Origin of the sequence: Micrococcus sp. KT16, from assembly GCF_003315015.1 — a bacterium.
Lineage (GTDB): Bacteria > Actinomycetota > Actinomycetes > Actinomycetales > Micrococcaceae > Micrococcus > Micrococcus luteus.
This window is the reverse complement of sequence record NZ_QNRG01000006.1, coordinates 74,015-100,981: the sequence shown is the minus strand read 5'-3', so window position 1 is coordinate 100,981 and position 26,967 is coordinate 74,015. Positions and strand designations below refer to the sequence as shown.

Genomic DNA, 26,967 nt, shown 5'->3' with positions numbered 1-26,967 from the left:
CGCGACGGACCGATCCGGCCGGCCGCGTCGGGGGCTCAGGCGTCGGCGGGATCGGGGTCCAGCAGCGCGACCGTGACGATCGCGCCGACGTTCTCCACCTGCCACGGGCGCGCGCCCCGCTCCGTCAGGAACGCGTCCACGGTCTCGGGGGTGATCGGGGCGGGCGGGGTCCAGCAGATCCGCCGGAGGGTGTCCGGGGTGAGGAGGTTCTCGGTGGGCATCCCCAGCTGCTCGGCCCGACGGGCGACGCGGGCCTTGGCCGTGCGCAGGCGGCGGTCCGCCACCGGGTCCCGGTCCTTCCAGGCCCGGGGTGGGGGCGGGCCGTCCCCGGTGCGGACCTGCGCCGCGGGGGCGTCGCCCCGCTCGGCGTCCTCGACGCCGGCCCGGATCGCGGCGATCCACCGCGGAGCCTCGCGGCTCGCGGCGCGGCCGTGGAAGCCGGAGGTCTGGCGCAGGGCGGGGACGGTGCGCGGCTGGGCGGCCGCGGCGGCGACGATCGACCGGTCCGGGATGAGCCGGCCGGGGGCGACGTCGCGGTGGCGGGCGAGGTCCTCGCGGGCCTCCCACAGGCGCTTGAGGACCGCGCGCTGCACGGGGCGGCGCAGTGTCTGGGAGCCCGAGGTGCCGCGCCAGGGGTCCTTCTTCGGCGTGGGCGGCGGGGCCGTGCGCACGTGCTCGAACTCCTGCTCGGCCCACGCGAGCTTGCCGTCGGCCTCGAGGCGCGCGATCAGGGCCTCGCGCAGCGGGACGAGCAGCTCGACGTCGAGCGCCGCGTAGGTGAGCATCGCCTCGGGCAGCGGACGCACCGACCAGTCGGCGGCCGAATGCTCCTTGGCGAGGGTGACCCCCAGCAGCTCCTCCAGGACCGCGGCCAGGCCGACGCGCGGCAGGCCGGCCACCCGGGCCGCGAGCTCGGTGTCGAACAGCCGATCGGGGCGCAGCCCCTGCTCGGCCAGGCAGGGCAGGTCCTGGCTGGCCGCGTGCAGGATCCACTCGACGCCCGCGAGGGCCTCCTGCAGCGGGGCCAGCCCGTCGAGGGCTTCGGGATCGACGAGCCAGATGCCGGCGCCCTCGCGCTTGAGCTGGACGAGCATGGCCCGCTGGCCGTACCGGATCCCGGAGGCGCGCTCCGCGTCGACGGCGACGGGCCCGGTCCCCGCGGCGAGCGCCGCGGCGCAGGCCTCCAGGCCCGCGCGGGTGTCGGTGAGCCGGGGGACTCCACCGGCCGGTGTGGCGATCAGCCGCGGGGGCGCGTCCGGGGCGGCCGTCTCGGGGGCGTCGGTCATGCTGCTCCTGTTCGTGGAGGTCGGGGCGGGGACGGGCCGGGGCCCGGTGTGTCGGAGGCGCGGGCGCGCGGTCAGGGGCCGGCCGTGTGGACGTCCGCGGCGTGCTCGGGCGGCAGACCGGCGAACGCGCAGATCATGTCCGACCACGCCTCGAGATGCGAGCCGAGGTCCCGCGGGGCCGGGGTCCACGAGGCGCGCAGCTCGATGTCGGTGGTGTCCGGGGCCGCACTGAGCGTCCCGAAGCCCTCCGCGATGCTGCGCGTCGCGGTGCCGCCGGCGTGGGAGTGCTCGGCGTGGCGGCGCTCGAGCGCCTCCACGAGCCACGTCCACGCGACGGCGCCGGCCAGCTGGTCCAGAGCGACGTCCGGTTCCAGGCTCGCACGGATCCATGTCACCGCCCGGAAGCCTCCCGGCCACCGGGCGTCCGGAGCCGGGTCGTGCAGGAGGACGAACCGCCCCGTGGCCAGCACGCCGCCGGTCGCGCCCGGCCCGTCGCACACGTCGGCGGCGAGGGCGACGGCGAAGGGCGCCTGCCCCTCGGGTGCCGGGATCTCCCGCAGCCGCACCTCGGTCCGTGGCCGCGCATCGCGCAGGTCCGCCAGGGCACGCCGGAACACCCCCGGCGGCACGGGCGCCTCGACCGCCCCGGGGGCGGCGGAGAGGCGACGGGGCCCGATCACGCTCATGCCCGTCAGCCTAGGCTGCGGGGCCCAGCGGGCCGCGGGGGCGCGCCGTGGACGCCACGGCGCTCCCGCACCGGATCAGCGCGCCCCGTCCGGGGCCGCCGCGTCGTCGGCGGGGGCCAGGCGCAGCGAGATCGAGTTGATGCAGTAGCGCAGGTCCGTGGGGGTGTCATAGCCCTCGCCCGCGAAGACGTGACCCATGTGGGAGCCGCACGCCGCGCACCGCACCTCGATCCGCTCCATGCCCAGGGTGGTGTCCTTCAGGTACTCCACCCGGTCCTCCGCGAGCGGTGCGAAGAACGAGGGCCAGCCGCAGTGCGCGTCGAACTTCTCGTCCGAGCGGAACAGCTCGGATCCGCACGCCCGGCACGCGTACACGCCCTTCACGTGCGAGTCCCAGTACTCGCCCGTGAAGGGCCGTTCCGTGCCGGCCCGGCGCAGCACCTGGAACTCCTCGGGCGTGAGCCGTCGGGCCCACTCCTCGTCCGTCAGGCGGGCGCCGCCCGGGGCGGCCAGGGTCTGCTCGGGAGCGGGGACGTCCCGCGCGGGGTCGGGGGTGGGGCCGTCATGGGGGGTGTGGGGAGTCTCGGTCATGCCCGGTGCAACGGTCCGGAGCGCCGTCGTGTTCCCGACCGGCGTCGCATTGGCGGGCGCGCCCGCCCGTGGAGGACAATGGCGCGCATGGCCGCACGACCCCGCCGTCCCCGTCCCCACCCCGCCGACCTGCCGCCCGCCCTGGCCGCCGCCGTCACCGTGGCAGCCCGGCGGGCCGGGGGTCGCGACTCCCGCGTCCGCCGAGCGGGCCGCCTGGTCCGCCGCGGAGTCACCGGATCGGTGCGCGGCGGCGTGGCCGTGGCCTCCCCGGTGGCCCGCTGGGCCCCGCCCGTGCTCAGCGTCGCCGCGGCCTCCGCCTTCGTGCTGGCCGGGGCGAGCTCGGCGCTCGCAGGCGTGTTCGCCCGCACCGTGGTGACCCCCGTGCGCCGCCACGCCGAGTCCACGCCGATCCTCGCCGTCGTCGACACGCCCGCCGGGCAGGACGTGATCCTGCAGGCCGACGAGTACACCACCGTGCCCGGCCAGTACTCCCTCACGTTCGACGACGGCGCCGGATGCGCCCGCATCGGGGAGATCACCTCCTTCGACCCCCGGGACGGCACGGTGCAGCGCGCGGTCGAGGAGGTCTTCTCCGGCGATCTGACGACGGCGACCCGGGGCCGGTTCACCGGCTTCGTCTACCCGACCCCCGCCGACGCCGGGCTCGACGCCGAGGACGTGCAGGTGCCGGTGCCCGGCGGCCACGCCCGCGCATGGCGCATCGAGCCGGACCCCAGCGAGGACGGCGAACCCCGTCCCGCGGAGGGGCTGTGGGCGGTGATGGTCCACGGCCGCGGCGCGCGCCGCAACGAGGGCATCCGCGCCGTGCCGACCGCCCGCCGCCTGGGCATGACGTCGCTGCTGATCTCCTACCGCAACGACGGCGACGCCCCGGACGCCGCCGACGCCCGCTACGGGCTCGGCACCACCGAATGGGAGGACGTCGAGGCGGCCATCCGCTACGCCCTCGACCACGGCGCCCGGGACGTCGTCCTCTTCGGCTGGTCCATGGGCGGGGCCGTGGTGCTGCAGACCGTGGACCGCTCCCCGCTGGCCCCGCACGTGCGCGGCGTGGTCCTGACGGGCCCCGTCATCGACTGGGTGGACGTGCTGCGCCACCAGGCCCGGCTCAACCGGATCCCCGAAGCCGTGGGCCTGCTCGGCCAGTGGCTGCTGGCCAACCGGGCCGGCCGGTTCATCACGGGCCTGGCCGCCCCCGTGGACCTCAAGGCCCTGGACTGGGTGACCCGCGCCGACCACGTGCGTGTGCCCACGCTGATCCTGCACTCCGAGGACGACGAGTACGTGCCCGTCGGCCCCTCGCAGGACCTGGCCGAGCGCAACCCGGACCTCGTGCGGTTCGTCCGCTTCCACCAGGCCCGCCACACCCGCGAGCAGAACGTGGACCCGCGCAAGTGGGACACCACCGTGCGCGGCTGGCTGCGCGCCGTGCTCAGCGCCCCCCGCCCCGGCGGCCGGGGGCGCTGACCGCGCTCAGGCCGCGGCGTCCGCCAGCCCCCGACGGCGCAGCAGCGGCTCGAGCTCGGCGTTCCGGCCACGGAACGCGCGGTAGGACTCCAGCAGGTCACGCGTATCGCCCCGCGAGAGCAGCTCGTCCGCGAACCGGCGGCCGTTCTCCCGCGTCATCCCGCCGTGCTCGCGGAACCACTCCACGGCGTCCGCGTCCAGCACCTCGGCCCACACGTAGGAGTAGTACCCGGCCGCGTAGCCGCCGCCGAAGATGTGCTTGAAGTAGCCGGTGCCGTAGCGCGGAGGCACCAGGTCCGGGTCGATGCCCGCCTCGGTCAGCACCCGGCGCTCGAACGCGGCCGGGTCGGCCGTGGCGGCGTCCACCGTCTCCTCCGTCAGCGAGTGCCAGGCCCAGTCCACGAGCGCCGCGCCCAAATACTCGACCGTGCGGTGCCCCTCGCCCCACAGGTCCGCCGCCTCGAGCCGCTCCAGCGTCCCCGCCGGCAGCGGCTCGCCCGACTCCACGTGCCGCGCGTACGCGGCCAGCAGGGACGGCTCGCGCAGCCACACCTCGTTGACCTGCGACGGGAACTCGACGACGTCGCGCGGCACGTTCGTCCCGGTGAGCGAGGCGTACTCGCCCCGGGCCAGCAGCCCGTGCAGGGCGTGGCCGAACTCGTGGAACAGCGTCGTGGCCTCATCCAGCGTCAGCAGGGCCGGACGCCCCGCCGCCGGGGCCGGCACATTCATCGTGGTGAACACCACCGGGCGCTCGCCCAGGGCGTCCGCCATGTCCCGCACCGTGTGCATCCAGGCACCGCCCGACTTGGTCGGCCGCGCGAACAGGTCCGCGACGAACAGACCCACCCCGGCACCGTCCTCACCCGTCACCTCGAACACCCGGATCCCGGGGCGGTACAGCTGCCGCGCCAGCTCCGGGCGCTCGGCGAACGTGAGCCCGTACAGCGCCGTCGCCGCCGCGAACACGCCCTCGGTCAGCACCCGGTCCAGCTCGAAGTACGGGCGCAGGGCGTCCGCGTCCACCGCGAACTCCTCCCGCGCGTACGCCGCGGACAGCGCCGGCCAGTCCCATGGGGCCACCTCGGCGTCCGTCCGGCCCGCGTGCGCCGCCGCCGTCGCCGCGTCCGCCCGCGCGTTGGCCATCGCCCGCGGCGCCATCGCGGCCAGCAGCTCCTCCACGGCCGCCGTCGACGGCGCCGCCCGGTCCTTCAGCGCCTGCTCGGCCCAGCTCTGCGCCCCCAGCAGCCGCGCCTTGCGCAGCCGCAGCCGCACCATCGCCATCGCCGTCGTCAGCGTCTCGTGCTCCCCGGCCCCGCCCCGGCCCGTCGACGCCTCGAACACCTCGCGCCGCATCCCCTCGTCCTGCAGGGACGCCAGCCACGGCTGCGACGTGAACAGGGACAGCGTCAGCAGCCACGGGCCCGCCGCCGCGTCCCCGTCCCCGTGCCCCGCCTCGGCGGCCGCCCCCGCCGCCGCGGCCAGGTCGTCCTCGCTCAGACCGGCCAGGCGCTCGCGGTCCGAGACGAGCACGGCGCGGGCCGCGGTGTCCGCGACGAGGCGGCGCGTGTAGGCGGCCGAGAGGGACGCCAGCTCCGTGTTGATCCCGCGCAGCTCCTCGCGCGCGGCGTCGTCCAGGTCCGCCCCCGCCAGGGAGAGGCGCAGGCGCAGCGCCTCCAGCAGGCGGGCGTCCTCGCCCGTGAGGCCGCCGTCGTCGATCGCCGCGACGCGCGCCACCAGCCGCGGGTCCAGCAGGATCGCGTCCTCGTGGGCCGCGAGCTCGGGGGAGAGCTCCTCGGCCAGGGCCTGCCGCGCGTCCGTGCCGTCCGAGCCGACGAGCGTGAAGAACATGGCGGCGGAGCGGCGCAGCAGCTGGCCGGACAGCTCGAGCGCGCGGACGGTGTTCTCGAAGGTCGGCGCCGTGGCCGCCCCGAGGATCTGGTCGACCTCGGCGCGCTGGGCCGCCATCCCCGCGCGCACGGCCTCGGCCAGCTGCGCGTCGGAGACGGCGGAGAAGTCGGGCAGCCCGTAGGGCAGGTCGGAGGGGGTCGCCAGCGGGTGGTCGGCGGGCAGGACGGAGGGCGCGGAGGTGTGGGTCATGGGCGCGAGTGTAGTCAGCCGTGATCCGCGCCACCCCACCGGGCGTCGCTAGACTGGGCGGTCGAGCCAGCAGACGAGATCCAGACCTGAGGAGGCGTGATGGCAGGACATTCCAAATGGGCGACCACCAAGCACAAGAAGGCCGTCATCGACGCGCGGCGCGCCAAGGCGTTCGCGAAGTACATCAAGAACATCGAGGTCGCGGCACGTGCCGGCGGACCCGACGTCGCCGGCAACCCCGCCCTCGACCTGGCCGTGTCCAAGGCCAAGAAGGCCTCGGTGCCCAACGACAACATCGACCGCGCCGTCAAGCGCGGCGCCGGCCTGACCGGCGAGGTCATCGACTACGCCGAGATCATGTACGAGGTCCGCGGCCCCCAGGGCTCGGCGCTGCTGGTCGAGTGCCTGACCGACAACAAGAACCGCGCCGCCGCGGACGTGCGCGCGGCCGTCACCCGCAACGGCGGCACCATGGCGGACTCCGGCTCCGTCTCCTTCCTCTTCGAGCGCAAGGGCCTCGTGCGCCTGCCCACCGAGGGCAACACCGAGGACGGCCTGCTCGAGGCCGTGCTCGAGGGCGGCGCGGACGCCGAGGAGGTCGTCGTCTCCGGCGACTCCTTCGAGATCCTCTCGGACCCCTCCGACCTGCAGTCCGTGGCCAAGGCCCTCGACGAGGCGGGCGTGGAGTACGAGTCCGACGAGCTCGAGTTCGTCCCCACCATGAAGGTGGACCTGGACGCGTCGGGCGCCCGCACCTTCCTCAAGCTGGCCGATGCGCTCGAGGACCTCGACGACGTCCAGAACGTCTTCTCGAACGTGGACATCGCCCCCGAGGTCCTCGCCGAGCTCGACGAGGACTGATCGCGCTGAGCGCGCGCCGGCCCGCCGACGTCGTCCGGATCCTCGGGGTGGACCCGGGGCTCACCCGCTGCGGGATCGCCGTGGTGGACGTGGACGCGCGACGGCGGGCCGCGCTCGTCCACGTCGAGGTCACGGGCACCCCGCCCACCGCCCCCCTGGACCAGCGCCTCCTGCGCATCGACGAGGCCGTCTCCGCGGTCCTCGCCGCGCACCGGCCCGATCGCGCCGCCGTCGAGCGCATGTTCGCGAACACGAACACGCCGACCGTGCTGGGCACGGCCCAGGCCGCGGGCGTGGCGATCGCCGCGGCCGCGCGCGCCGGCGTCCCCGTGGGCCTGCACACCCCCTCCGAGGTCAAGGCCGCCGTCACCGGACACGGCGATGCGGGCAAGGAGCAGGTCACCACGATGGTCACCCGGATCCTCCGCCTCGACGCCCCGCCGCGCCCGGCCGACGCGGCCGACGCCCTCGCCTTGGCCATCGCCCACGGCTGGCGCGGCACCGCCCTCGGCGCGGCCGCCGGCCAGACCGGCCTCGACACCGCAGACCTCGCCTCCCGGGCGGGGCGCTCGCAGTTCGCCGCCAAGGCGCCCGCGCGCGCCCGCCCGCGGGGCCAGCTCACCGCCGCGCAGCGGGCCTGGCTCGACGCCGAGCGCTCGGCGGGCGGCGGGCGTCGCCGGTAGGCCGCTGCCGGGCCGGCGTTCGATGATATGTTCGAATCCGCGCCGACCGGCGTCCGTCCGTCCCGACAGGAGGGCCCCTCATGATCGCCTCGCTCAGCGGCACCGTCGAGCACGTGGCCCTCGACCGGGCGGTCATTGCCGTCGGCGGCCTGGGTGTGCAGTTCTCCGCCACCCCGCAGACGCTGTCCACCCTGCACGAGGGCCGGCCGGGGGCGGTGCAGACCCACCTCGTGGTCAAGGAGGACGCCCTGACCCTCTACGGCTTCGCGGACCGCGACGAGCGCGAGGTGTTCGAGGTGCTCATCACGGCCAACGGCGTGGGTCCCCGCCTCGCCCTGGCGATCCTCTCCGTCCACCACCCCGAGACCGTGCGCCGGGCGGTCACCGAGGAGGACGAGAAGACCCTCACCCGCGTGCCCGGCATCGGGCCGAAGATGGCGCGCAAGATCATCGTCGAGCTCTCCGGCCGCCTCGCGCCCACCGGGGAGCCGGTGCCCGAGGCGGAGGCCGAGGCGAGCGCCGAGCCGACCGTCGAGGCGCTCTGGCACGCCGACGTCGTGCAGGCGATGGCCGGCCTGGGCTGGTCCGAGAAGGAGGCGCTCAAGGCCGTCGAGGCCACCGTGGCGGCCCGCCCGGAGCTGGACGAGGGCCGCGACGTCGCCGCGCTGCTGCGCGCCACCCTGCGCGACGTCGGCATGGCCGGCGCGGTGCGAGGCGGGCGATGAGCGCGGAGTCCTCACCGCTGTCCGCGGCGGCCGTCGACCCGGAGGAGCGCCGGCTCGAGGTCGCGCTGCGCCCCAAGCACCTGGACGAGTTCGTGGGCCAGATGCGCGTGCGCGAGCAGCTGGACCTCATGCTCGCCTCCGCCCGGCTGCGGGACCGCGCCGCGGACCACGTCCTGCTCTCCGGCCCGCCCGGGCTCGGCAAGACCACGCTGGCGATGATCGTGGCCGCGGAGATGAACGCCCCCCTGCGGCTGTCCTCCGGCCCCGCGATCCAGCACGCGGGCGACCTCGCGGCCATCCTGTCCTCGCTCACCGAGGGCGAGGTGCTCTTCCTCGACGAGATCCACCGGATGTCCCGCCCGGCCGAGGAGATGCTCTACATGGCCATGGAGGACTTCCGCGTGGACATCGTGGTGGGCAAGGGCGCCGGCGCCACCTCGATCCCGCTCGAGCTGCCGCCCTTCACGCTCGTGGGCGCCACCACGCGGGCCGGCCTCCTGCCGGGGCCGCTGCGCGACCGCTTCGGCTTCACGGGCCACCTGGACTTCTACACCGAGGAGGAGCTCGAGCGCGTCCTGCGCCGCTCCGCCCTGCTGCTGGACATGCGGCTGGCCACGGAGGGGTACCGGCAGATCGCCCGGCGCTCGCGCGGCACCCCGCGCATCGCCAACCGGCTGCTGCGCCGGGTGCGGGACTGGGCGCTCGTGAAGGGGCTGGCCGAGGTCGGCCCGCACGACGCCGCCGCCGCCCTGGACATGTACGACGTCGACGGGCGGGGCCTGGACCGGCTCGACCGGTCCGTGCTCACCGCCCTGTGCACCACGTTCGGCGGCGGGCCCGTGGGGCTCAGCACGCTGGCCACCGCCGTGGGGGAGGAGGCCGAGACCGTGGAGACCGTGGCCGAGCCCTTCCTCATCCGCGAGGGCATGGTGGCGCGCACCCCCCGTGGCCGCGTCGCGCTGCCGGGGGCCTGGGAGCACTTGGGCCTCGCCGCTCCGGAGGCCACGCCGGGGCCGTGACGCCCAGGGCGGGCCCCTACACTGGACAGGCCCGCCCACCCCGAGCATCAGGAGTCCCCCATGCCCGTCGCCACCGCCGCGACCCTGCCCGTGATCGCCCAGCAGGCCCAGGGAGGCGGTGGCAGCTTGCTCATGCTCTTCGCCTTCGCCCTGCTCGCGGTGATGCTCTTCCTCTCCTTCCGCAAGGGCAAGAAGATGCAGCAGCAGCAGGCGCAGATGCGCAGCACCCTCGCCCCGGGCGTCGAGGTCATGACCGGCGCCGGCATCTTCGGCACCGTCGTGGCCGTGGACGCCGAGGCCCAGCGGGTGACGCTGGAGACCGCCCCGGGCACGCGCATGGACGTGCACCTGCAGGGCATCACCACCGTCGTGGAGCCCGAGACGGCCGCCGCGGCCGCCGCGCCCACCACGGACCCGTCGCGTCGGGATGACGCCCCCGGCACCGAGTACCGCGCCGACGACGCCGACCCGCGTCCGCGCCGCGACGACCTGGCCTGAGGCCCACCCACCCCTGCACACGCGGCCCCGCCTGGCGGGGCCGCTCGAATGTGACGGAAGCACCTGAGCAATGGCGAAGAGAACACCCACCGGCTCCGCCGGGCGCACCCTGGCCTGGCTGGCCGCCCTCCTCGTGGTCCTGGCCGCGATCCTCGGCGGGGGCGTGGCCTCCGGCGCGGCCTCCTGGGCTCCCAAGCTCGCCCTCGACCTCGAGGGCGGCACGCAGATGGTGCTGGCCCCCCAGACCTCGACGGGCGAGTCCGTCACCCCCGAGCAGCTGGACCAGGCCGTGGAGATCATCCGCCAGCGTGTGGACGGCTCCGGCGTGGCCGAGGCGGAGGTCGCCACGCAGGGCTCCCAGAACGTGGTCGTCTCCCTGCCCGGGGTCCCGGACGAGGAGACCCGCCGCCTGATCCAGGCGTCCGCGGACATGCAGTTCCGCCCCGTGCTGCAGTCCGGCCCGGGGGAGGCCACCCCCGAGGACCAGCGCCTGCCAGAAGACCAGCTGCCGAAGCCCGACGGGGAGCCGGCGGACGCCTACGACCCGAACTGGGTCACCCCGGCCCTGCTGGCCGAGTTCCAGGCCACGGACTGCACCGCCCCGCGGGACCCGGCCGCGCCCCCGCCGCCGTCCGACCGGGCGATCGTCGCCTGCCAGCCCTCCGAGGAGCTCGCCGACGGCGCCGTCACGCCGGCCCAGAAGTACATCCTGGGCCCCGTGGTCATCCCGGGCACCCAGATCAAGGGCGCGTCCAACGGCATGGCCCAGGCCCAGGGCGGCGTCTCCACCAACCAGTGGGTCGTCAACATCGAGTTCGACGAGGAGGGCACCAAGGCCTTCACGGAGGTCACCCAGAAGCTCACCCCGTACCCCGAGGGCGACCCGCGCAAGCAGTTCGCGATCCTGCTGGACGGGGACGTGATCTCCGCGCCGCAGTCCAACGTGGTCATCACCAACGGCAGCGCGCAGATCAGCGGCCCCACCCTGAACGAGCAGACGACGGCGCAGTTGGCCGAGCAGCTCAACTACGGCTCCCTGCCGATCTCCTTCTCGATCGAGTCCGAGCAGCAGATCTCCGCCACGCTCGGCCGGGACCAGCTCTTCTGGGGCCTGATCGCCGGCCTGATCGGCCTCGGCCTCGTGGCCGTGTACCAGTTCTTCCAGTATCGGGCCCTGGGCCTGCTGACCTTCGCCTCGATCATCGTGGCGGGCGTGCTGACGTGGCTGACCATCGCGATCCTGGGCTGGACGGACAACTACCGCCTGTCCCTCGCGGGCATCGCCGGGCTCATCGTGGCGATCGGTCTGACGGCGGACTCGTTCATCGTCTACTTCGAACGCATCAAGGACGAGCTGCGCGCGGGCCACACCGTGCCCGTCGCCGTGCACGAGGGCTGGAAGCGCGCCCGGCGGACGATCACCGCGTCCAAGGCCGTGAACCTGCTGGCCGCCGTCGTGCTGTACTTCGTGGCCGTCGGCAACGTGCGCGGCTTCGCGTTCACCCTCGGCCTCACCGCGATCGCCGACCTGATCGTGGTGTTCATGTTCACCCACCCGCTCATGGTGCTGTTGGCCCAGACCCGCTTCGTGGGCGAGGGACACCCGATGTCCGGACTGGACCCGTCGCTGCTGGGCGGGCCGTCCCTGTATCAGGGCGCCGGCCGCTTCCGCGAGCCCGCCCACGCCCCCCGCACCGGGCTCCCGGCGGAGGACTCCGACGAGCCGGCTGACGCGGCGGCCGCCGACGCCCCGCGCCCGCTCGTCGCGACGGGCGCCCCCCGCGCGGGCTCGTCCGCCCGGGGGGGCGGCCGCCGCTCGCGCACCGCGCCGCCCATGACGATCGCCGAGCGACGCCGCGCCGAGCGACGCCGCCAGGAGGAGGACCAGTGAACCGCTTCGCCGACTGGGGCAACGCCCTCTACTCGGGCCGCATCTCCTACCCGTTCATCCAGCGCTGGCGGCGGTGGTTCGCCCTCGCCGCCCTGCTGCTCGTCCTCGCCGGCGGCCTGACCGCCCTCCGCGGTGGCTTCAACCTCGGCATCGAGTTCCGGGGCGGCTCCGAGTTCACCGTCTCGCAGACGGCCTCCACCGACGTGGCCGCGGGCGAGCGCGCCGTGACCGACGTGCTGGCCGACGGCCACGCCACCGTCACGAACGTCGCCCCGGGCACCGTGCGCGTCCAGACCGAGCAGCTCGACGACGCCCAGACCCGAGCCGTGGCCGCGAACCTGCAGGAGGCCTACGGCGTCGGCCAGGACCAGGTGACCTCGACCTTCGTGGGGCCGACCTGGGGCGCCGCGGTGTCGCAGCAGGCCCTGATCGGCCTGGTGATCTTCGTGGTGCTCGTGACCCTGTTCATGGCCGTGTACTTCCGCACCTGGAAGATGTCCCTGGCCGCCGTGCTCGGCATGCTCTACGTGGTCGCGCTGACCGCCGGCATCTACGGCGCCACCGGCTTCGAGATCACGCCGTCGGCCATCATCGGCTTCCTCACGATCCTGTCGTACGCGCTCTACGACACCGTGGTGGTCTTCGACAAGATCCGCGAGAACACGATCGGGGCCGAGGAGGACCCGGAGCGCTCCTTCGTCGAGAACGTGAACCTCGCGGTGAACCAGACGCTCGTCCGGTCCATCACGACCTCCGTCGTCGGCATCCTGCCGGTCGGCTCGATCCTGTTCATCGGCGCGGGGCTGCTCGGTGCCGGCACGCTGCGGGACATCGCGCTCGCGCTGTTCGTGGGCATCATCGTGGGCACCCTGTCCACCCTGTTCCTCCAGGCGCCGCTGTACGCCCTGCTGCGCCGCAACGACCCGGACGTGCGCGACCACGACGCCCGGGCCGCGGCCCGCGCCGCCCGGGAGCGTGCCTCAGAGGCGGTCACCGATCCCGACGTCGCCCCCTGGGACGACGGCGCGCGACTCTGACGGAGCCGCTGCGGCCCCGGTGGTCTTCCTGGGGCGGGGTGGGACGGGCGCGGGTAGACTCGCCGATCATCCCGGCCGGAGCGGTCGGGGCCGCACGAGTCAGGAGGCGTGGCCCATGAGCGAGCAGGACCCCACTCCCGCCCCGGCCCGTCCCGCCCCGGCCCGTCCCGCCCCGGTCCGGCCCCGCAGCCGGATCGCACGCCTGACCGGCCGGCACGCCACCGAGTACTCGCCCCTGCTCGAGCCGCTGATGCGCACCGTGCGGCAGCGAGCCACCAAGACCGAGCTGGCCGAGATCGTCCGCGCCTTCGAGGTCGCCCGCGCGGCACACGAGGGGCAGATGCGGCGCTCCGGGGACCCGTACATCACCCACCCCGTCGCGGTCGCCACGATCCTCGCCGAGATCGGCGTGACGGGCCCGACGCTCCTGGCGGCCCTGCTGCACGACACCGTCGAGGACACGGACTACTCCCTGGAGCGCCTCCGCGCCGACTTCGGCTCCGAGGTCGCCCTCCTCGTGGACGGCGTGACCAAGCTGGACAAGGTGACCTACGGCGCCGCGGCGCAGGCCGAGACCGTGCGCAAGATGGTCATCGCGATGGCCCAGGACGTGAACGTCCTGCTCATCAAGCTCGCCGACCGGCTGCACAACGCGCGGACGTGGCGGTACGTCTCCCCGGAGTCCAGCGCCCGCAAGGCCCAGGAGACCTTGGACATCTACGCCCCGCTGGCCCACCGGCTCGGCATGAACACCGTCAAGTGGGAGCTCGAGGACCTCTCCTTCGCCGCCCTCAAGCCCAAGATGTACGCGGAGATCGTGCGCCTCGTGGGGGAGCGCAACCCGGAGCGGGAGAAGCACATCGCGGCGCTGCGCACCGTGATCGAGGAGCACCTGCGCGAGCACCGGATCCGGGCGACCGTCACCGGACGGCCGAAGCACTACTACTCGATCTACCAGAAGATGGTGACGCGCGGGAAGGACTTCGACGACATCCACGACCTCACGGGCATCCGGGTGCTCGTGGACTCCGTGCGTGACTGCTACGCCGTGCTCGGCGTCATCCACGCGCGCTGGAACCCGGTCCCGGGCCGGTTCAAGGACTACATCGCGGTCCCGAAGCTCAACATGTACCGCTCCCTGCACACCACGGTGATGGTGCCGGGCGGCAAGCCGGTGGAGATCCAGATCCGCACGCAGGAGATGCACCGCCAGGCCGAGTACGGCGTCGCCGCGCACTGGCGGTACAAGGCCCAGGTCGCCGGCCAGGCGCCGGTGCAGGCCACGCCGGCCTGGCTGCGCTCGGTGATGGACTGGCAGGCGGACACCCGGGACCCGGACGAGTTCCTCGCCTCGCTGCGCACCCAGATCGGGGCGGACGAGGTGTACGTCTTCACGCCGAAGGGGGAGATCCGCACCCTGCCGGCCGGCTCCACGCCCGTGGACTTCGCCTACGCCATCCACACCGACGTCGGCCACCGCACCATCGGCGCCCGGGTCAACGACAAGCTCGTCCCGCTGTCCACGCCGCTCAGCCACGGCGACACCGTGGAGGTCTTCACCTCGCGCGCCGAGGACGCGGGGCCGAGCCGGGATTGGCTGGGCTTCGTGGTCTCGCCGCGGGCCCGGTCCAAGATCCGTCACCACTTCGCCACGCAGCGCCGCGACGAGCAGGCCGACCGGGGACGCGAGTCGCTGACCCGTCAGCTGCGCAAGGCCGGCATGGCCGTGCAGCAGGTGCTCGGCGGCGAGGAGCTGGTGCAGGTGGCCACGGATCTCGGCTACGCGGACCTCGACGGGCTGTTCGTGGCCCTCGGCGACGGCCACGTGTCCGCCCAGTCCGTGCAGGAACGCGTCGCGGAGCGCCTCGCTCCGCCGACGTCGACGCAGGCCGAGCCGGAGGGCGAGCTGACCGTCGGCGAGGTGGACCTGCAGGAGCTGGTCCCGGCCCAGTCGCGGCGCGCCCCCGCGCGGGCCACCAACGACGCCGGCGTGCTCGTGGACGGCGACGGCGGCGTCATGGCCAAGCTGGCACGGTGCTGCAACCCGGTGCCGCCGGACGCCATCGACGGGTTCGTCACCCGCGGCTCCGGGGTCTCCGTGCACCGGGTCGACTGTCCCAACCTGGCGACCCTGCTCGCGCAGGAGCCGGAGCGCCGCACCCCGGTCAGCTGGGCGCCGTCGCGGGACACCGTCTACCTGGTGGAGATCCAGATCGAGGCGCTGGACCGCAAGTCGCTGCTCTCCGACGTCACCCGGGTCCTCTCCGAGAACCACGTGAACATCCTCTCGGCCTCCGTGAACACCACCCGCGACCGCGTGGCGATGAGCCGGTTCGTCTTCGAGATGGGCGACCCCCGGTTCCTCGGCCACGTGATCGACGCGGTGCGCCGCATCGACGGCGTCTTCGACGTGCACCGCACCTGAGCCTCCCGGCCTCAGTCGGGGACGTCCAGCGCCGCCAGCAGCGCGCCCAGCCGGCGCCGGGCCGCCACGACGCCGGCACGGCGGGTCCGGCGGGCCAGCCGCTCCCGCAGCCCGGCGGCGCCGTGGGCGCCGATCACGGCGGCCGCGCGCCGCGCCGCATCCGGGTCGGCGCTGAGCAGCAGGTCTTCGACTGTCCGGGCGGGCGTCGTGACCCGCACGGGGCCGAAGCGGAGCACGTCGTGCTCGGCGGGGGCGACGCCCGTGGCATCGGCCGCGACGTCCGACTGCGTGAGCGTCCAGGGCAGCAGGCCCCCGCCGGCGGGGCGCCGGTGGAAGTGCGGCACGGCCGCGTGCAGCCGCCCGGGCGCCGCGCCGCCGGCCAGGATCCAGGCCGCCGACGGGCCGATCGCGGTCCAGCCGGCGGCCAGGAGCGGGCCGCCGAGGGTCCACAGGGCAGCGGCCCGGACCGCGGGATCGTCCGCGGCGTCCGGCCGCGCCCACACCCCGGGCAGCAGCGGCCGCACGGCGCCCCGCGCGCCGAGCGCCTGCAGCTCCGGCTCCGTGAAGGGGTCGCCCGCCAGCACGAGTGCCCCGGTCGGGGCGGTCTCCTCGATCGTCACGGTCGTCATGCCCGGATCCTGCCAGAGACGGGGACGCCCCCGCGGCCGCCTGTGGACAGGCGGGCCGCGGGGGCGTGCTCGAGACGGGTGGGGCTCAGCGGAGCTCGGAGGCCGAGGCCTCGAGGGCCTGCTTCCACTGCAGGCGCGCGTCGAGCGCCTCCTGGGCCTTCTTGACGGCGCGCTGGTCGCCCCGGGCCTGGGCCCGGGCGAGATCCGCCTCGAGCCCCGCGATGGTCTCCTCGAGCTGCGTGAGGGCGGAGTTCGTGCGGGCCTTGGTCTCCGGGTCGGTGCGGCGCCAGTGCTCGTTCTCCGCCTGCTTGAGGGCGTCCTCGAGCTTGCGGAAGCCCTCCTCCATCCGGCGGACGTCCCCGCGGGGCACGCGGCCGGCATCCTCCCACCGCCCGCGCAGCTCGTTGAGCGCGCGCCGTCCGGCCTTGACGTCCGTGAACGGGAGCAGCTTCTGGCCGTCGGCGAGGATCTGCTCCTTCACCTTCAGGTTGGCCCCGTACTCGCGGTCGATCTCCTGGTTCGCGGCCTTGCGGGCGGCGAAGAAGACGTCCTGGGCGGCGCGGAAGCGGGCCCAGAGGGCGTCGTCCTCCTTGCGGGAGGCCCGGGGGGCGCGCTTCCACTCGTCCATCAGGTCGCGGTACTTGCCGGCGGTCACGCCCCAGTCGGTGGAGGTGGACAGCTCCTCGGCACGGGCGATGAGACGCTCCTTGACCTGCTTGGCCTCGGCCGAGGCGGCGTCCAGCCGGGAGAAGTGGGCGCGGCGGGTCTTGTCGAACGCGGTGCGGGCGCCGCGGAAGCGCTTCCACAGGTCGTCCTCGACCGACTTGGCCAGACGCGGACCGGCCTTCTGGGCGGCCTTCCACTCCTCGAACAGCTCCGTCATGCGCTTGGACGCGGTCTTCCAGGGCATCCGCTCGGCCGGGGTCTGGGCGAAGGTCTCGGCCTCGGCGACGATGGCCTCGCGGGTGGCCAGCTGCTCGGCCTGGGCGGCCTGCCGGGCCTCCTGTTCCGCGGCGCGGTAGTCGCCCAGGAGGGTCTCCAGGGCCGCCAGGCGGGTGCGGAGGGCGTCCATGTCGCCGACCATGTGGCGCTCGTTCACCGCGGTCGTCATCTGACCCAGCGCCCGGCCCAGCTCACCCGAGGGGGCGCCGGCGGCGATGCGCTGCTCGAACAGGGCCATCTGGGCGCGCACGTCGTCGTACTTGCGCACGAAGTACGCCAGCGCGTCCTCGGTGCTCGCGTCCGGCACCTGGCCGACCGCGTGCTCCTCCTGCCCGTCCAGCAGCGTGACGTGGCCGTCCTCGCTCACCCGGGCGAACCTGGCGGCCTCCTCCACCGGGGTGGGCGGCACGGTCGGGGCCACGACGGGGGCCGGGGCGACGGACGCGGCGGCGGGCGTCGCGGGGCGCACGGCGGCCGGGCTGGCCTTCTTCATCGCGGCCGGGGAGGGCACGGCGGGCGTCTCGGCGGGCTGGGAGGAATCACCGTGCGCCGGGGCGTCGGGGACGATCTCGGGGACGGGCCGGGCCTCGGCGGGCACGGTCGTATCGGCGGCCTCGGCCGACGCGGGGGTGGACTCGGTGGCGGGGGACTGCTGGTCGTCGGGCTGCATGTGATTGGTCACCGCTGGAACTCTCCCTGACTGCGCCGGCACGCAGTCGTCGAGGGATGCGGCCGGTCGGGATGGACACGAACAGGGCCAGCGTACCGGGCCGGACAGCGCCCGCGCCTAGAATGGGCCGGTGCGCCGGCGGGGGACCGTCGCGCGTCCCCGCCGTCGTCGTCTCGAAGGATCGCCATGTCCCGCAAGGCCTCCCTGTCCGGTTTCCACGAGTGGCTGCCCGCCGAGCGGCTCGTGGAGCAGCACGTGCTCGACACGCTGCGGCGGACCTTCGAGCTGCACGGGTTCGCCGGCATCGAGACCCGTGCCGTGGAGACCCTGGGCCAGCTGCTGCGCAAGGGCGAGGTGGACAAGGAGGTCTACGCGGTCTCGCGCCTGGCCGAGGACGAGGAGGTCGCCGCGGGCCTGCGCGATCCCAAGGACCCGGCCGACCCCAAGCGCCTGGCCCTGCACTTCGACCTCACCGTGCCGTTCGCCCGCTACGTCGTGGAGAACGCCGGCCACCTCGCCTTCCCCTTCCGTCGCTACCAGATGCAGAAGGTCTGGCGCGGGGAGCGCCCTCAGGAGGGCCGCGCCCGCGAGTTCACCCAGGCGGACATCGACGTCGTCGGCGACGGCGCCCTCTCGCCCCGGTACGACGCCGACGTCGCACTGGTGATGGCCGAGGCGCTCGGCGCCCTGCCGATCGGCGACTTCCTCATCCGCGTGAACAACCGCAAGCTCGCCGAGGGCTTCTACCGGGGCATCGGCCTGGAGGACACCGCCGGCGTGCTGCGCAGCATCGACAAGCTGGAGAAGGTCGGCCCGGAGGAGGTCGCGCGGCTGCTCCAGGAGGAGGTCGGCGCGAGCCCCGAGCAGGCTGCGCAGGCGCTGGCCCTGGCGGACATCCGCACGTCGGACACCTCGTTCGTCGAGCGGGTCCGCGCCCTGGGGGTGACCCACGAGCTGCTCGAGGAGGGGCTGACCGAGCTGGCCGACGTCGTCGCCACCCTGCACCGCCGCGCCCCCGGGCGCGCCGTGGCGGACCTGTCCATCGCGCGCGGCCTGGACTACTACACGGGCACCGTCTACGAGACCGTCCTGGTGGGCCACGAGCAGCTCGGCTCGATCTGCTCGGGCGGCCGCTACGACGCGCTCGCGTCCAAGGGGAACCGCGTGTTCCCCGGTGTCGGACTGTCCATCGGCGTGACGCGGCTGGTGATGCGCATGCTGTCCCAGCAGATGGCCGTGGCCTCCCGCTCCGTGCCGACCGCGGTGTACGTGGCGCTGACGGCGGACGAGGACTGGTCCGAGGCCCAGGACGTCGCGGCCCTGCTGCGGGAGCGCGGCATCCCCGCGGAGGTCGCGGTGTCCGCGGAGAAGTTCGGCAAGCAGATCAAGTATGCGGACCGCCGCGGCATCCCGTTCGTCTGGTTCATGGGTCGGGACGACGCCGGCGCGCGGGTCCACGAGGTGAAGGACATCCGCTCCGGCGAGCAGCACGCCGCGGACCCGGCCGACTGGACCCCGCCGGCCGAGGACCTGCTGCCGCAGGTCGCCCGCGCGCAGGACTGAGCGGACGCGGCCGCTATGCCGGCCCCGGTGTGCGGCGGCGGTGGGTGTCTGCGCGTCGGGTCACCGGCCCCGGCGCCCGGCCCGCACGAACGCGCGCCCGCCCACCCCGATCAGGAACACGCCCGCCATCGCGGCCACGGACATCGGCGGCAGGCTGAGGGCGAGCAGCAGGCACAGGGCCAGGCCGAGGACGTTGACGGCGCGGGGCACGCGCAGCGGGCGCGGCCGGGCCGGGCGGCGGCCGTCGTCGTCCCCGCGCAGGGTCAGGGCGGACAGGTTCGCCACCGCGTAGTAGACGAGCACGCCGAACGAGCTGAAGCCCACCACGGTGAGGATGTCCGTGGTGAGCAGGAGCAGGATCACGGCCGCGGCCACCGTCAGCTGAGCCGTCCACGGCGTGCCGGTCCCCGCATGGACCCGTGCCAGGGGGCGGGGCAGGTCGGACTCGCGGGCCATGGCCAGGGCGGTGCGGGAGATGCCCGTCAGCAGGTTGAGCATGGCCCCGGCCGCGGCGAGGGCGGCGCCGGCCACCGCCACCCAGCCCCAGCCGGAGCCCAGGGCGGTCTCGAGCAGGTCGCGCACGGGCGCCGGGGACCGGGCCAGCCCGGAGGTCCCGAGGCCCGAGATCAGCGCCGTGGCGAGCAGCAGGTACAACGCCACGGTCACGGCGAGGGCGATCAGGATGGCGCGCGGGATCGTGCGTGCGGGGTCGATGACCTCCTCACCCATGGTGGCCACGCGCGCGTAGCCGGCGAACGCGAAGAACAGGACGCCCGCGCCCATGAGCACGCCCTGCACGGGGGAGTCGACGCCGAGCGCCGCGGCCGAGCCCCCGGGGGCCTCGCGCGCCAGGCCTGCGCCGATGGCCAACACGAGCACGGCGAGCACGGGCACGAGGATCGCCAACGTCGCCTGCGCGGTCCGCGTCACGCCCGCCATCGCCACCCCGGTGAGCACGACGACGGCGGCCACGCCCGTCCACCGGGCCGCGGCGGCGTCGTCGGGGAAGAGGTACAGGCCGAGGGTGGCCGCCATCGCGGCCACCGACGCGGTCTTGCCCGTGACGAAGCCCCAGCCGGCGACGAAGCCGGCCCACGGGTGCAGCTGCCGCCGGCCGTAGACGTAGGCGCCGCCGGACTCGGGGTGGACGGTGGCCAGCTGCGCCGTGGACAGGGCGTTGCACAGGGCCGCGACGGCCGCGACCGCCAGGGCCCCGTACAGCAGGCCGGGGTGGCCGCCGGTGAGCGCGGCCGCCAGGCCGATCGCGGTGAACACGCCCGCGCCGATCATCGAGCCGAGGCCGATCGCGACGGCGTGGAGCAGGGTCAGGCGGCGCTGCAGGGCGGCGGTCATGACGGGGTCCTCCTGGGCTGGGGCAGTGTGGACGGGGCACTAGACTGACGGGAACGGCGCGCGCCCGCCCCGCAGGCGTATCACACGGCGTCGACCATCACATGAACCCCGCACATCGTCCGGCGACCGGACGGAGAGGATCCTCGTGCTGCGCACCCACTCCCTCGGCGAGCTCAACGCCTCGCTCATCGGCCAGACCGTCACCGTCACCGGCTGGGTGGCGCGGCGGCGAGACCACGGCGGCGTGGCCTTCGTGGACCTGCGCGACGCCTCGGGCTTCGCCCAGGTTGTGGTGCGGGACGAGGCGGACTTCGACCCGCTGCGCAACGAGTGGGTTCTGCAGGTCACCGGCACGGTCGAGCGCCGCCCCGAGGGCAACGAGAACCCGAACCTTCCCTCCGGTGAGATCGAGCTGATCGCGGAGACCGTGACGGTGCTCAACACCGCCGCCGCGCTGCCGTTCCAGGTGGACGAGCACGTGGAGGTCGGCGAGGAGGCCCGGCTGCGCCACCGCTACCTCGACCTGCGCCGCCCGCAGCCCTCGCGCATCATGCGCCTGCGCTCCGAGGTCAACCGGACGGCGCGCGAGCTGCTGCACGGCGAGGGCTTCGTGGAGGTCGAGACCCCGACCCTCACGCGCTCGACGCCGGAGGGCGCCCGCGACTTCCTCGTCCCGGCCCGCCTGGCTCCCGGCTCCTGGTACGCCCTGCCGCAGTCGCCGCAGCTGTTCAAGCAGCTGCTGCAGGTGGGCGGGATCGAGAAGTACTACCAGATCGCCCGCTGCTACCGGGACGAGGACTTCCGCGCGGACCGTCAGCCCGAGTTCACCCAGCTGGACATCGAGGCCTCCTTCGTGGAGCAGGATGACGTGATCGCCCTCGGCGAGAAGATCGTCAAGGCCCTGTGGGCCCTCGTGGGCGTGGACGTGCCGACGCCGATCCGCCGCATGACCTACGCCGAGGCCATGGAGAAGTACGGCTCGGACAAGCCGGACCTGCGCTTCGGCCTCGAGCTGACGGACCTGACCGAGTACTTCAAGGACACCCCGTTCCGCGTGTTCCAGAACGAGTACGTGGGCGCCGTCGTGATGCCGGGCGGCGCCTCCCAGGCCCGCCGCACCCTCGACGCGTGGCAGGAGTGGGCCAAGCAGCGCGGCGCCAAGGGCCTGGCCTACGTGCTCATACAGGAGGACGGCGAGCTGACCGGTCCGGTGTCCAAGAACATCTCCGAGGAGGAGAAGGCCGGGCTGGCCGCCGCCGTGGGCGCGAACCCGGGCGACTGCGTGTTCTTCGCCGCCGGCAAGCCGAAGGAGTCCCGCGCGCTGCTGGGTGCGGCCCGCGTGGAGATCGGCCGTCGCTGCGGGCTGTTCACCGACGCCGGTGACGGCGTGGCCGCGAAGGACGCCGACTGGGCGTTCGTGTGGGTCGTGGACGCGCCGATGTTCGAGCCGGCGGCCGACGCCGTGGCCTCGGGCGACGTCGCCGTGGGCGCGGGCGCCTGGACCGCCGTGCACCACGCGTTCACCTCGCCCAAGCCGGAGTTCGCGGACACCTTCGACACCGACCCGGGCTCGGCCCTGGCCTACGCCTACGACATCGTGTGCAACGGCAACGAGATCGGCGGCGGTTCCATCCGCATCCACCGTCAGGACGTGCAGGAGCGCGTGTTCGAGGTCATGGGCCTGTCCCCGGAGGAGGCGAACGAGAAGTTCGGCTTCCTGCTCGAGGGCTTCAAGTACGGCGCCCCGCCGCACGGCGGCATCGCGTTCGGCTGGGACCGCGTGGTCGCCCTGCTGGCCGGCACCGACTCGATCCGCGAGGTCATCGCGTTCCCGAAGACCGGCGGCGGCTTCGACCCGCTGACGGCCGCACCGGCGCCCATCACCGCCCAGCAGCGCAAGGAGGCCGGCGTCGACGCGCAGCCGGAGCCGAAGCAGGCCGAGGCCGAGCCGGGAGCCTGATCCGGGCCCGCGGCGGGCCCGTCTCAGCCGCGCCGCGGACCGGCCAGCTCGTCCGAGTCCACGATCAGCGTGAACGGCCCGGAGTTGGTGAGGGAGACGTCCATCTTCGCGCCGAACACCCCGCGCTCCACGCGCACGCCGGCGGCCTCGAGCTCGGCCGTGAACCGCTCGTAGAGCGGCTCGGCCTGGTTGCCCTTCGCCGCGCGCGTCCAGGACGGCCGCCGGCCCTTCCGCACGTCGCCGTACAGCGTGAACTGGCTGACGACGAGCGCCGGGGCACCGGCGTCGGTGAGGGACCGCTCGCCGTCGAGCATGCGGAGCCCGGCCACCTTGCGGGCCACCTGGACGGCCTCGGCCTCGGTGTCGTCGACGGTCACGCCGAGCAGGATCACCAGCCCCTCGCCCTCGAAGGAGCCGACGACTTTGCCGTCGACGGTCACGGACGCGGAACGGGCGCGTTGCAGAACGGCTCTCATGCAGCCATTCTGCAACGCGCCCGGAACCGGTCCGCGTCAGCGGATCACTGACGACGGGTCGGATTCACCTCGTACACGGTGGTCGAGCCGGAGACCTCGTTGGCGACGATCAGCAGGGCGGTGCCGGAGGGGGACTCGTCGGCCGGCACGAAGGTCAGGCCCTCGGCGCCCATGTCACCCAGGCCGGCCGTGGCGTCGTCGCCCGCGGCATCCCAGTCACGGTCGTTGACGTAGTCCACGTAGGTGGCGTTCCGCGGGTCGGTGATGTCGAAGACCACCACGCCGCCGATGCGCTCGAGGCCCACGAACGCGTAGGTGCGGCCCTGGATCGTGCCCACCACTACGGACTCGGGCTCGGGGCCCTTGTCATCCGAACGGGAGTCCCCGGACGGGGTCTCGTCGTTGTTCGCGTTGAACGCGTGCTCCGGCAGCTCGCCGGCGGCCACGAGCCGGGCGATCTGCTCCTCGATCATGCCGGCGGAGTCGAACAGGCGGGTGCCGTCCGCGGTGTAGATGGAGAAGGACCGGCCGCCCAGTGTGGTCAGGGAGGAGTGGCACTCGCGCTCAGAGTCGTAGCCGAGGTCGGTGAGCACCTTCAGGCGGCCCAGGGCATCCTTCTTCTGCAGGGCCTTGGCCCCCGGGAACTCGGCGGCGCACAGGTCCAGGTCGCTGACGCGCTCGGAGTCGTTGAAGTCGCCCCACTCCCGCCCGTCACCCTCGTTGGCGGTGACGACCAGGTTCTGACCGCGCCAGCGGTACGTGTCGATGCCGTCGGGCATGGGCAGGCCGTCGACCGGCCAGTGGCCCAGCTCGATGCCGCCGTCCTTGTCCGAGGCGTCCAGCACGCCCTCGGTGGACCAATCGGTGGGCGTCAGCGCCCAGAGGTCCTCCAGCGTGGCGGACTTCAGGTCCACGACGGCGACGGCGTTGGCCTCCTGCACGGACACGTAGGCGGTGCGTCCGGTCGGGTCGACGGTGACGTACTCCGGCTCGAGGTTGCGAGCCACCCGACCGGCGGGCTCGTGACCGGCGGGCACCGCCATATCGGGGCCGGAGACGCGCACGCCGGCGGGCAGGGCGGTGCCGGCGTCGTAGGCACGGAAGTCCACGGTGCGCACCGCGTCCTGGGTCAGGCGGGAGAACTGCCGGGCGTTCTTCGGTACGGAGACCACGGAGATCGTGCCCTCCGGGTCGACGGAGAAGTCGTCGGCCGGTTCGCCCTCGTTGGCGACCACCACGTACGCCCCGTTCGGGGAGAAGGCCAGCGAGTCCGGCAGGGCACCCACCCGCACGCCGCCGAGGTAGCGCAGGGTGGTGGTGTCGAAGAACACGACCCAGCCGTGGTCGGTCTTCTCGGCGGCCTCGACGGCGACGGCCATCACACCGCCGGAGACAGCGACGGAGTTCACCGTGGCGCCCTTGTCCGTGACGGAGCCGTCCGCGGTGCGCAGGCCCTCGGCGGAGAGGGTCCGCTCGGCCACGGGGGCGGCGTCGGCGCCCAGGCGCATGACGTCGACGGCGCCGCGCTGCGCATTCACCACGAACAGGCGGCCGGAGACCGCGTCGAAGGCCGGGATCTCGGCGGCGGACTCGCCGAACACGCCGGTCTCGTGGGTGCCGGCGCGGGTGAGCTCGATGCTCTTGCCGGACGGGTTGGCGGCGATGGCGGCGCGCTGGGCCGTGGCCGAGTGCGGGGCGGGCGCGCTGAGGGAGGCCGGGGCGAGGAAGGCCGTGGACAGGGTCGCGGCGGTGACGGCCGTGGCGAGGGGTGCGAGGCGAGGCATGGATGCTCCAGTCAGGGCAGGGAGGCGGAGGACGGGGTCACCCCATCGCACGGATGTGAACGGTCCGTGACGTCCCGGCCAGCGCGCGGTGTCCCGCGGGTGTCGACGCCCCGGACGCCCCGCGTGCCGTCCGCCGAGGTCAGTCCTCGCTCGGCAGCCCCGCGAGCACCCGCACCGTCGTGAGGTTCCGGGCCGTGCCGCGCACCCCGAGCGCCCGGTCGAGGCGGGCCGGAGTGAGCGGGGAGTCGGCGACCCCCGCGGCGCAGCGCATCCACAGCAGCCGTCCCTCCAGGGCCGTGCGATCCGGCCCCGCGGGTCGGTCGTCCCCGTGGTCGAGCGCGGCCAGGGCGGCGGCCGCCTCGGGTGCGGGGTCGTCCTCGAGCACGGTGAGCTGCGTGCGTTTCGGCTCGCCGCCGGCCCAGGGGAGCGCGTCGTGCAGCTCCAGGGCGCGCCGGAGCGTGCCCACGTCCACGAGGACCACGGGGACGTCGAGGCCGCCCTCCTCACGCGCCCGTCGCGCGAACCCCTGCCGCACGCCCTCCGCGGCTGCGTCGGAGGACGCCCGGAACAGGACGTTGCCGCTGGCCAGGTGGGTGGTGACCGCCTCCCCGCCGGCGGCCTGGGCCCAGCGGATCAGCGTGTCCTTGCCGACACGGTTGCTCCGCCCCACGTTGATCCCGCGCAGCAGCAGGACGTGGGTGTGGTCGGTGCGCGGGGCGGCGGGGCTCATGCGGCCATGATGCCACCCACGCCCCCGCGGGCCGAGGACTACCCTGGACCCGATGGACGACCTCTTCAGCGCCGCCCACAACGGGGCCGACGACGACGGCCCGGCCGGCACCGTGGCCGCCCCGCACCCCGGCGCACCGCTGGCCGTGCGCATGCGCCCGCGCACGCTGGATGACGTGCTGGGCCAGCGGCACCTCATGCGGCCGGGCTCCCCGCTGCGCAAGCTCGCCGAGCCCGATCCGGACTCCGCCGCGGGACCGAGCTCGGTCATCCTCTACGGGCCTCCGGGCATCGGCAAGACGACGCTGGCCCACGTGATCGCCCGCGCCCCCGGGCGCACGTTCACGGAGCTGTCCGCGATCACGGCCGGTGTGAAGGACGTGCGGCAGGTGATGGAGCAGGCCCAGCGCGAACGGGACCTCTACGGGCGCACCACCGTCCTGTTCCTCGATGAGATCCACCGCTTCTCCAAGGCGCAGCAGGACGCGCTGCTGCCGGGCGTCGAGAACCGCTGGGTCGTGCTGGTGGCCGCGACCACGGAGAACCCGTCCTTCTCCGTGATCGCACCCCTGCTCTCCCGGTCGCTGCTGCTCACGCTGCGTCCCCTCACGGACGACGACATCGTCGGGCTGCTGGACCGTGCCGTGACCCAGGAGCGCGGGCTCAACGGCGCCGTGGTGCTCCAGGACGACGCGCGGGACTACCTGGTGCGGATGGCCGGCGGCGACGCGAGGCGGGCGCTCACGGTGCTGGAGGCCGCGGCCGGCGTCGCCCTGGACAAGGCGCGCGAGGCCGGCCGGGCGGGGGAGGGCGCCGTCGCGGTCACGGACGAGGACGCCGCGCAGGCGATGGACCACCACGTCCAGCGCTACGACAAGGACGGCGACCAGCACTACGACGTGATCAGTGCCTTCATCAAGTCCATCCGCGGCTCGGACGTGGACGCGTCGATGCACTACCTCGCCCGGATGCTGGAGGCGGGGGAGGACCCCCGGTTCATCGCCCGGCGGCTGATCATCTCCGCGTCCGAGGACGTGGGCATGGCCGACCCGACCGCGCTGCAGACCGCCGTGGCCGCCGCCCAGGCCGTGCAGCTGATCGGCATGCCGGAGGGACGCATCATCCTGGCGCAGGCCGTGACGCATCTGGCCACCGCGCCGAAGTCCAACGCGAGCTACACCGCCGTGAACGAGGCGATCGCGGACGTGCGGGCCGGCCACACGGGCGCGGTGCCGGCGCACCTGCGGGACGCGCACTACCCCGGCGCGGCGGCCCTCGGCCACGGCCAGGGCTACGTCTACAGCCACGACGAGCCGCACGCCGTCGCCCGTCAGCAGTACGCGCCGGACCCCCTGGTCGGGAGGGACTATTACCGGCCCAAGCCCATCGGACACGAGAAGCGGCTCACCGAGCAGGTGGCCGCGCTGCGCCGGATCATCCGCGGCGACTGAGCGCGCGCCGGGCCCGAGGGCGGACGCCTCGGGCGGCCGCGCGGAATAAAGACCCCGGATCACCGGTTGTCCAGGGATGAGCGGGGCGGTCGACGTCGGCCCGCCGACTCCTCGCCCGCT

At 74.4% G+C, this 26,967-nt stretch carries 22 protein-coding genes; 12 read left to right on the top strand and 10 right to left on the bottom strand.

Features of this window, described 5'->3' with window-relative positions:
* Positions 1-35: 35 nt before the first annotated feature.
* The 3 genes from DE149_RS07115 to msrB all read right to left on the bottom strand — a co-directional run bounded on the left by DE149_RS07115 (position 36) and on the right by msrB (position 2,563).
* On the bottom strand, positions 36-1,286 hold the full coding sequence (locus DE149_RS07115) for an HRDC domain-containing protein (RefSeq protein ID WP_113914223.1): 1,251 nt from the start codon (positions 1,284-1,286) through the stop codon (positions 36-38).
* Positions 1,287-1,357: 71 nt separating this feature from the next.
* Positions 1,358-1,972: a DUF3000 domain-containing protein gene (locus DE149_RS07110; protein ID WP_020627849.1), complete on the bottom strand. Its 615-nt coding sequence runs from the start codon at positions 1,970-1,972 to the stop codon at positions 1,358-1,360.
* A gap of 75 nt (positions 1,973-2,047) precedes the next feature.
* Positions 2,048-2,563: a peptide-methionine (R)-S-oxide reductase MsrB gene (msrB, locus tag DE149_RS07105; RefSeq protein ID WP_020627848.1), complete on the bottom strand. Its 516-nt coding sequence runs from the start codon at positions 2,561-2,563 to the stop codon at positions 2,048-2,050.
* Positions 2,564-2,650: 87 nt separating this feature from the next.
* Here msrB and DE149_RS07100 point away from each other — a divergent pair, with 87 nt between their 5' ends.
* A complete protein-coding gene (locus DE149_RS07100; RefSeq protein ID WP_020627847.1) occupies positions 2,651-4,051 on the top strand; it encodes a S9 family peptidase in 1,401 nt (466 codons plus the stop codon).
* A gap of 6 nt (positions 4,052-4,057) precedes the next feature.
* Here DE149_RS07100 and DE149_RS07095 read toward each other — a convergent pair whose 3' ends face one another.
* On the bottom strand, positions 4,058-6,151 hold the full coding sequence (locus tag DE149_RS07095; RefSeq protein WP_113914222.1) for a M3 family metallopeptidase: 2,094 nt from the start codon (positions 6,149-6,151) through the stop codon (positions 4,058-4,060).
* Positions 6,152-6,250: 99 nt separating this feature from the next.
* Between DE149_RS07095 and DE149_RS07090 the strand changes: the two genes are divergently transcribed.
* The 8 genes from DE149_RS07090 (at position 6,251) to DE149_RS07055 (ending at position 15,290) form a co-directional block, all read left to right on the top strand.
* Entirely contained in the window at positions 6,251-7,012 is a 762-nt protein-coding gene (locus DE149_RS07090) for a YebC/PmpR family DNA-binding transcriptional regulator (RefSeq protein ID WP_049147641.1), read from the top strand.
* A 47-nt stretch (positions 7,013-7,059) separates the two neighbouring features.
* Entirely contained in the window at positions 7,060-7,695 is a 636-nt protein-coding gene (gene ruvC / locus DE149_RS07085; protein WP_036317938.1) for a crossover junction endodeoxyribonuclease RuvC, read from the top strand.
* Positions 7,696-7,775: 80 nt separating this feature from the next.
* A complete protein-coding gene (ruvA, locus tag DE149_RS07080; protein ID WP_049147639.1) occupies positions 7,776-8,420 on the top strand; it encodes a Holliday junction branch migration protein RuvA in 645 nt (214 codons plus the stop codon).
* Positions 8,417-9,439, top strand: a complete 1,023-nt coding sequence (gene ruvB, locus DE149_RS07075) for a Holliday junction branch migration DNA helicase RuvB (protein WP_095353336.1) — start codon at positions 8,417-8,419, stop codon at positions 9,437-9,439. The genes ruvA and ruvB overlap by 4 nt, the downstream gene beginning before the upstream one ends.
* 60 nt (positions 9,440-9,499) lie before the next feature.
* Positions 9,500-9,937 carry a preprotein translocase subunit YajC gene (gene yajC / locus DE149_RS07070; RefSeq protein WP_049147635.1) on the top strand — a complete coding sequence of 146 codons (438 nt, stop codon included), beginning with the start codon at positions 9,500-9,502 and terminating at the stop codon, positions 9,935-9,937.
* 70 nt (positions 9,938-10,007) lie between these two features.
* Positions 10,008-11,828 carry a protein translocase subunit SecD gene (gene secD, locus DE149_RS07065; protein ID WP_036317949.1) on the top strand — a complete coding sequence of 607 codons (1,821 nt, stop codon included), beginning with the start codon at positions 10,008-10,010 and terminating at the stop codon, positions 11,826-11,828.
* Positions 11,825-12,865 (top strand): protein translocase subunit SecF, encoded by a 1,041-nt coding sequence (secF, locus tag DE149_RS07060; RefSeq protein ID WP_036317952.1) that lies wholly within the window; start codon positions 11,825-11,827, stop codon positions 12,863-12,865. Before secD ends, secF begins: the two co-directional genes overlap by 4 nt.
* A 115-nt stretch (positions 12,866-12,980) precedes the next feature.
* Positions 12,981-15,290 carry a bifunctional (p)ppGpp synthetase/guanosine-3',5'-bis(diphosphate) 3'-pyrophosphohydrolase gene (locus DE149_RS07055; protein ID WP_069941678.1) on the top strand — a complete coding sequence of 770 codons (2,310 nt, stop codon included), beginning with the start codon at positions 12,981-12,983 and terminating at the stop codon, positions 15,288-15,290.
* Positions 15,291-15,301: 11 nt separating this feature from the next.
* Here DE149_RS07055 and DE149_RS07050 read toward each other — a convergent pair whose 3' ends face one another.
* Together DE149_RS07050 and DE149_RS07045 are read right to left on the bottom strand one after the other, a co-directional pair.
* On the bottom strand, positions 15,302-15,919 hold the full coding sequence (locus DE149_RS07050) for a hypothetical protein (RefSeq protein ID WP_036380977.1): 618 nt from the start codon (positions 15,917-15,919) through the stop codon (positions 15,302-15,304).
* 85 nt (positions 15,920-16,004) lie between these two features.
* Positions 16,005-17,543 carry a DUF349 domain-containing protein gene (locus tag DE149_RS07045; protein WP_044659821.1) on the bottom strand — a complete coding sequence of 513 codons (1,539 nt, stop codon included), beginning with the start codon at positions 17,541-17,543 and terminating at the stop codon, positions 16,005-16,007.
* 174 nt (positions 17,544-17,717) lie between these two features.
* On the opposite strand from DE149_RS07045, the gene hisS reads away from it, so the two are divergent.
* Positions 17,718-19,094, top strand: a complete 1,377-nt coding sequence (gene hisS, locus DE149_RS07040) for a histidine--tRNA ligase (RefSeq protein ID WP_036313678.1) — start codon at positions 17,718-17,720, stop codon at positions 19,092-19,094.
* A 60-nt stretch (positions 19,095-19,154) separates the two neighbouring features.
* On the opposite strand, the gene DE149_RS07035 is transcribed toward hisS, so the two are convergent.
* A complete protein-coding gene (locus DE149_RS07035; RefSeq protein WP_044659820.1) occupies positions 19,155-20,447 on the bottom strand; it encodes an APC family permease in 1,293 nt (430 codons plus the stop codon).
* Positions 20,448-20,592: 145 nt separating this feature from the next.
* Between DE149_RS07035 and aspS the strand changes: the two genes are divergently transcribed.
* The gene (aspS, locus tag DE149_RS07030; protein ID WP_044659819.1) at positions 20,593-22,407 is read left to right on the top strand and encodes an aspartate--tRNA ligase; all 1,815 of its coding nucleotides are present in this window, start codon (positions 20,593-20,595) and stop codon (positions 22,405-22,407) included.
* A gap of 23 nt (positions 22,408-22,430) precedes the next feature.
* Here the strand turns inward: aspS and dtd are convergent, their stop codons facing one another.
* The 3 genes from dtd to DE149_RS07015 all read right to left on the bottom strand — a co-directional run bounded on the left by dtd (position 22,431) and on the right by DE149_RS07015 (position 25,397).
* Positions 22,431-22,883 carry a D-aminoacyl-tRNA deacylase gene (gene dtd, locus DE149_RS07025; protein WP_044659818.1) on the bottom strand — a complete coding sequence of 151 codons (453 nt, stop codon included), beginning with the start codon at positions 22,881-22,883 and terminating at the stop codon, positions 22,431-22,433.
* A gap of 44 nt (positions 22,884-22,927) precedes the next feature.
* On the bottom strand, positions 22,928-24,667 hold the full coding sequence (locus DE149_RS07020) for a choice-of-anchor I family protein (protein WP_113914221.1): 1,740 nt from the start codon (positions 24,665-24,667) through the stop codon (positions 22,928-22,930).
* A 139-nt stretch (positions 24,668-24,806) separates the two neighbouring features.
* The gene (locus DE149_RS07015; protein WP_044659816.1) at positions 24,807-25,397 is read right to left on the bottom strand and encodes a DUF1697 domain-containing protein; all 591 of its coding nucleotides are present in this window, start codon (positions 25,395-25,397) and stop codon (positions 24,807-24,809) included.
* A gap of 52 nt (positions 25,398-25,449) precedes the next feature.
* Here DE149_RS07015 and DE149_RS07010 point away from each other — a divergent pair, with 52 nt between their 5' ends.
* Positions 25,450-26,847 (top strand): replication-associated recombination protein A, encoded by a 1,398-nt coding sequence (locus tag DE149_RS07010; protein WP_044659815.1) that lies wholly within the window; start codon positions 25,450-25,452, stop codon positions 26,845-26,847.
* Positions 26,848-26,967: the final 120 nt, after the last annotated feature.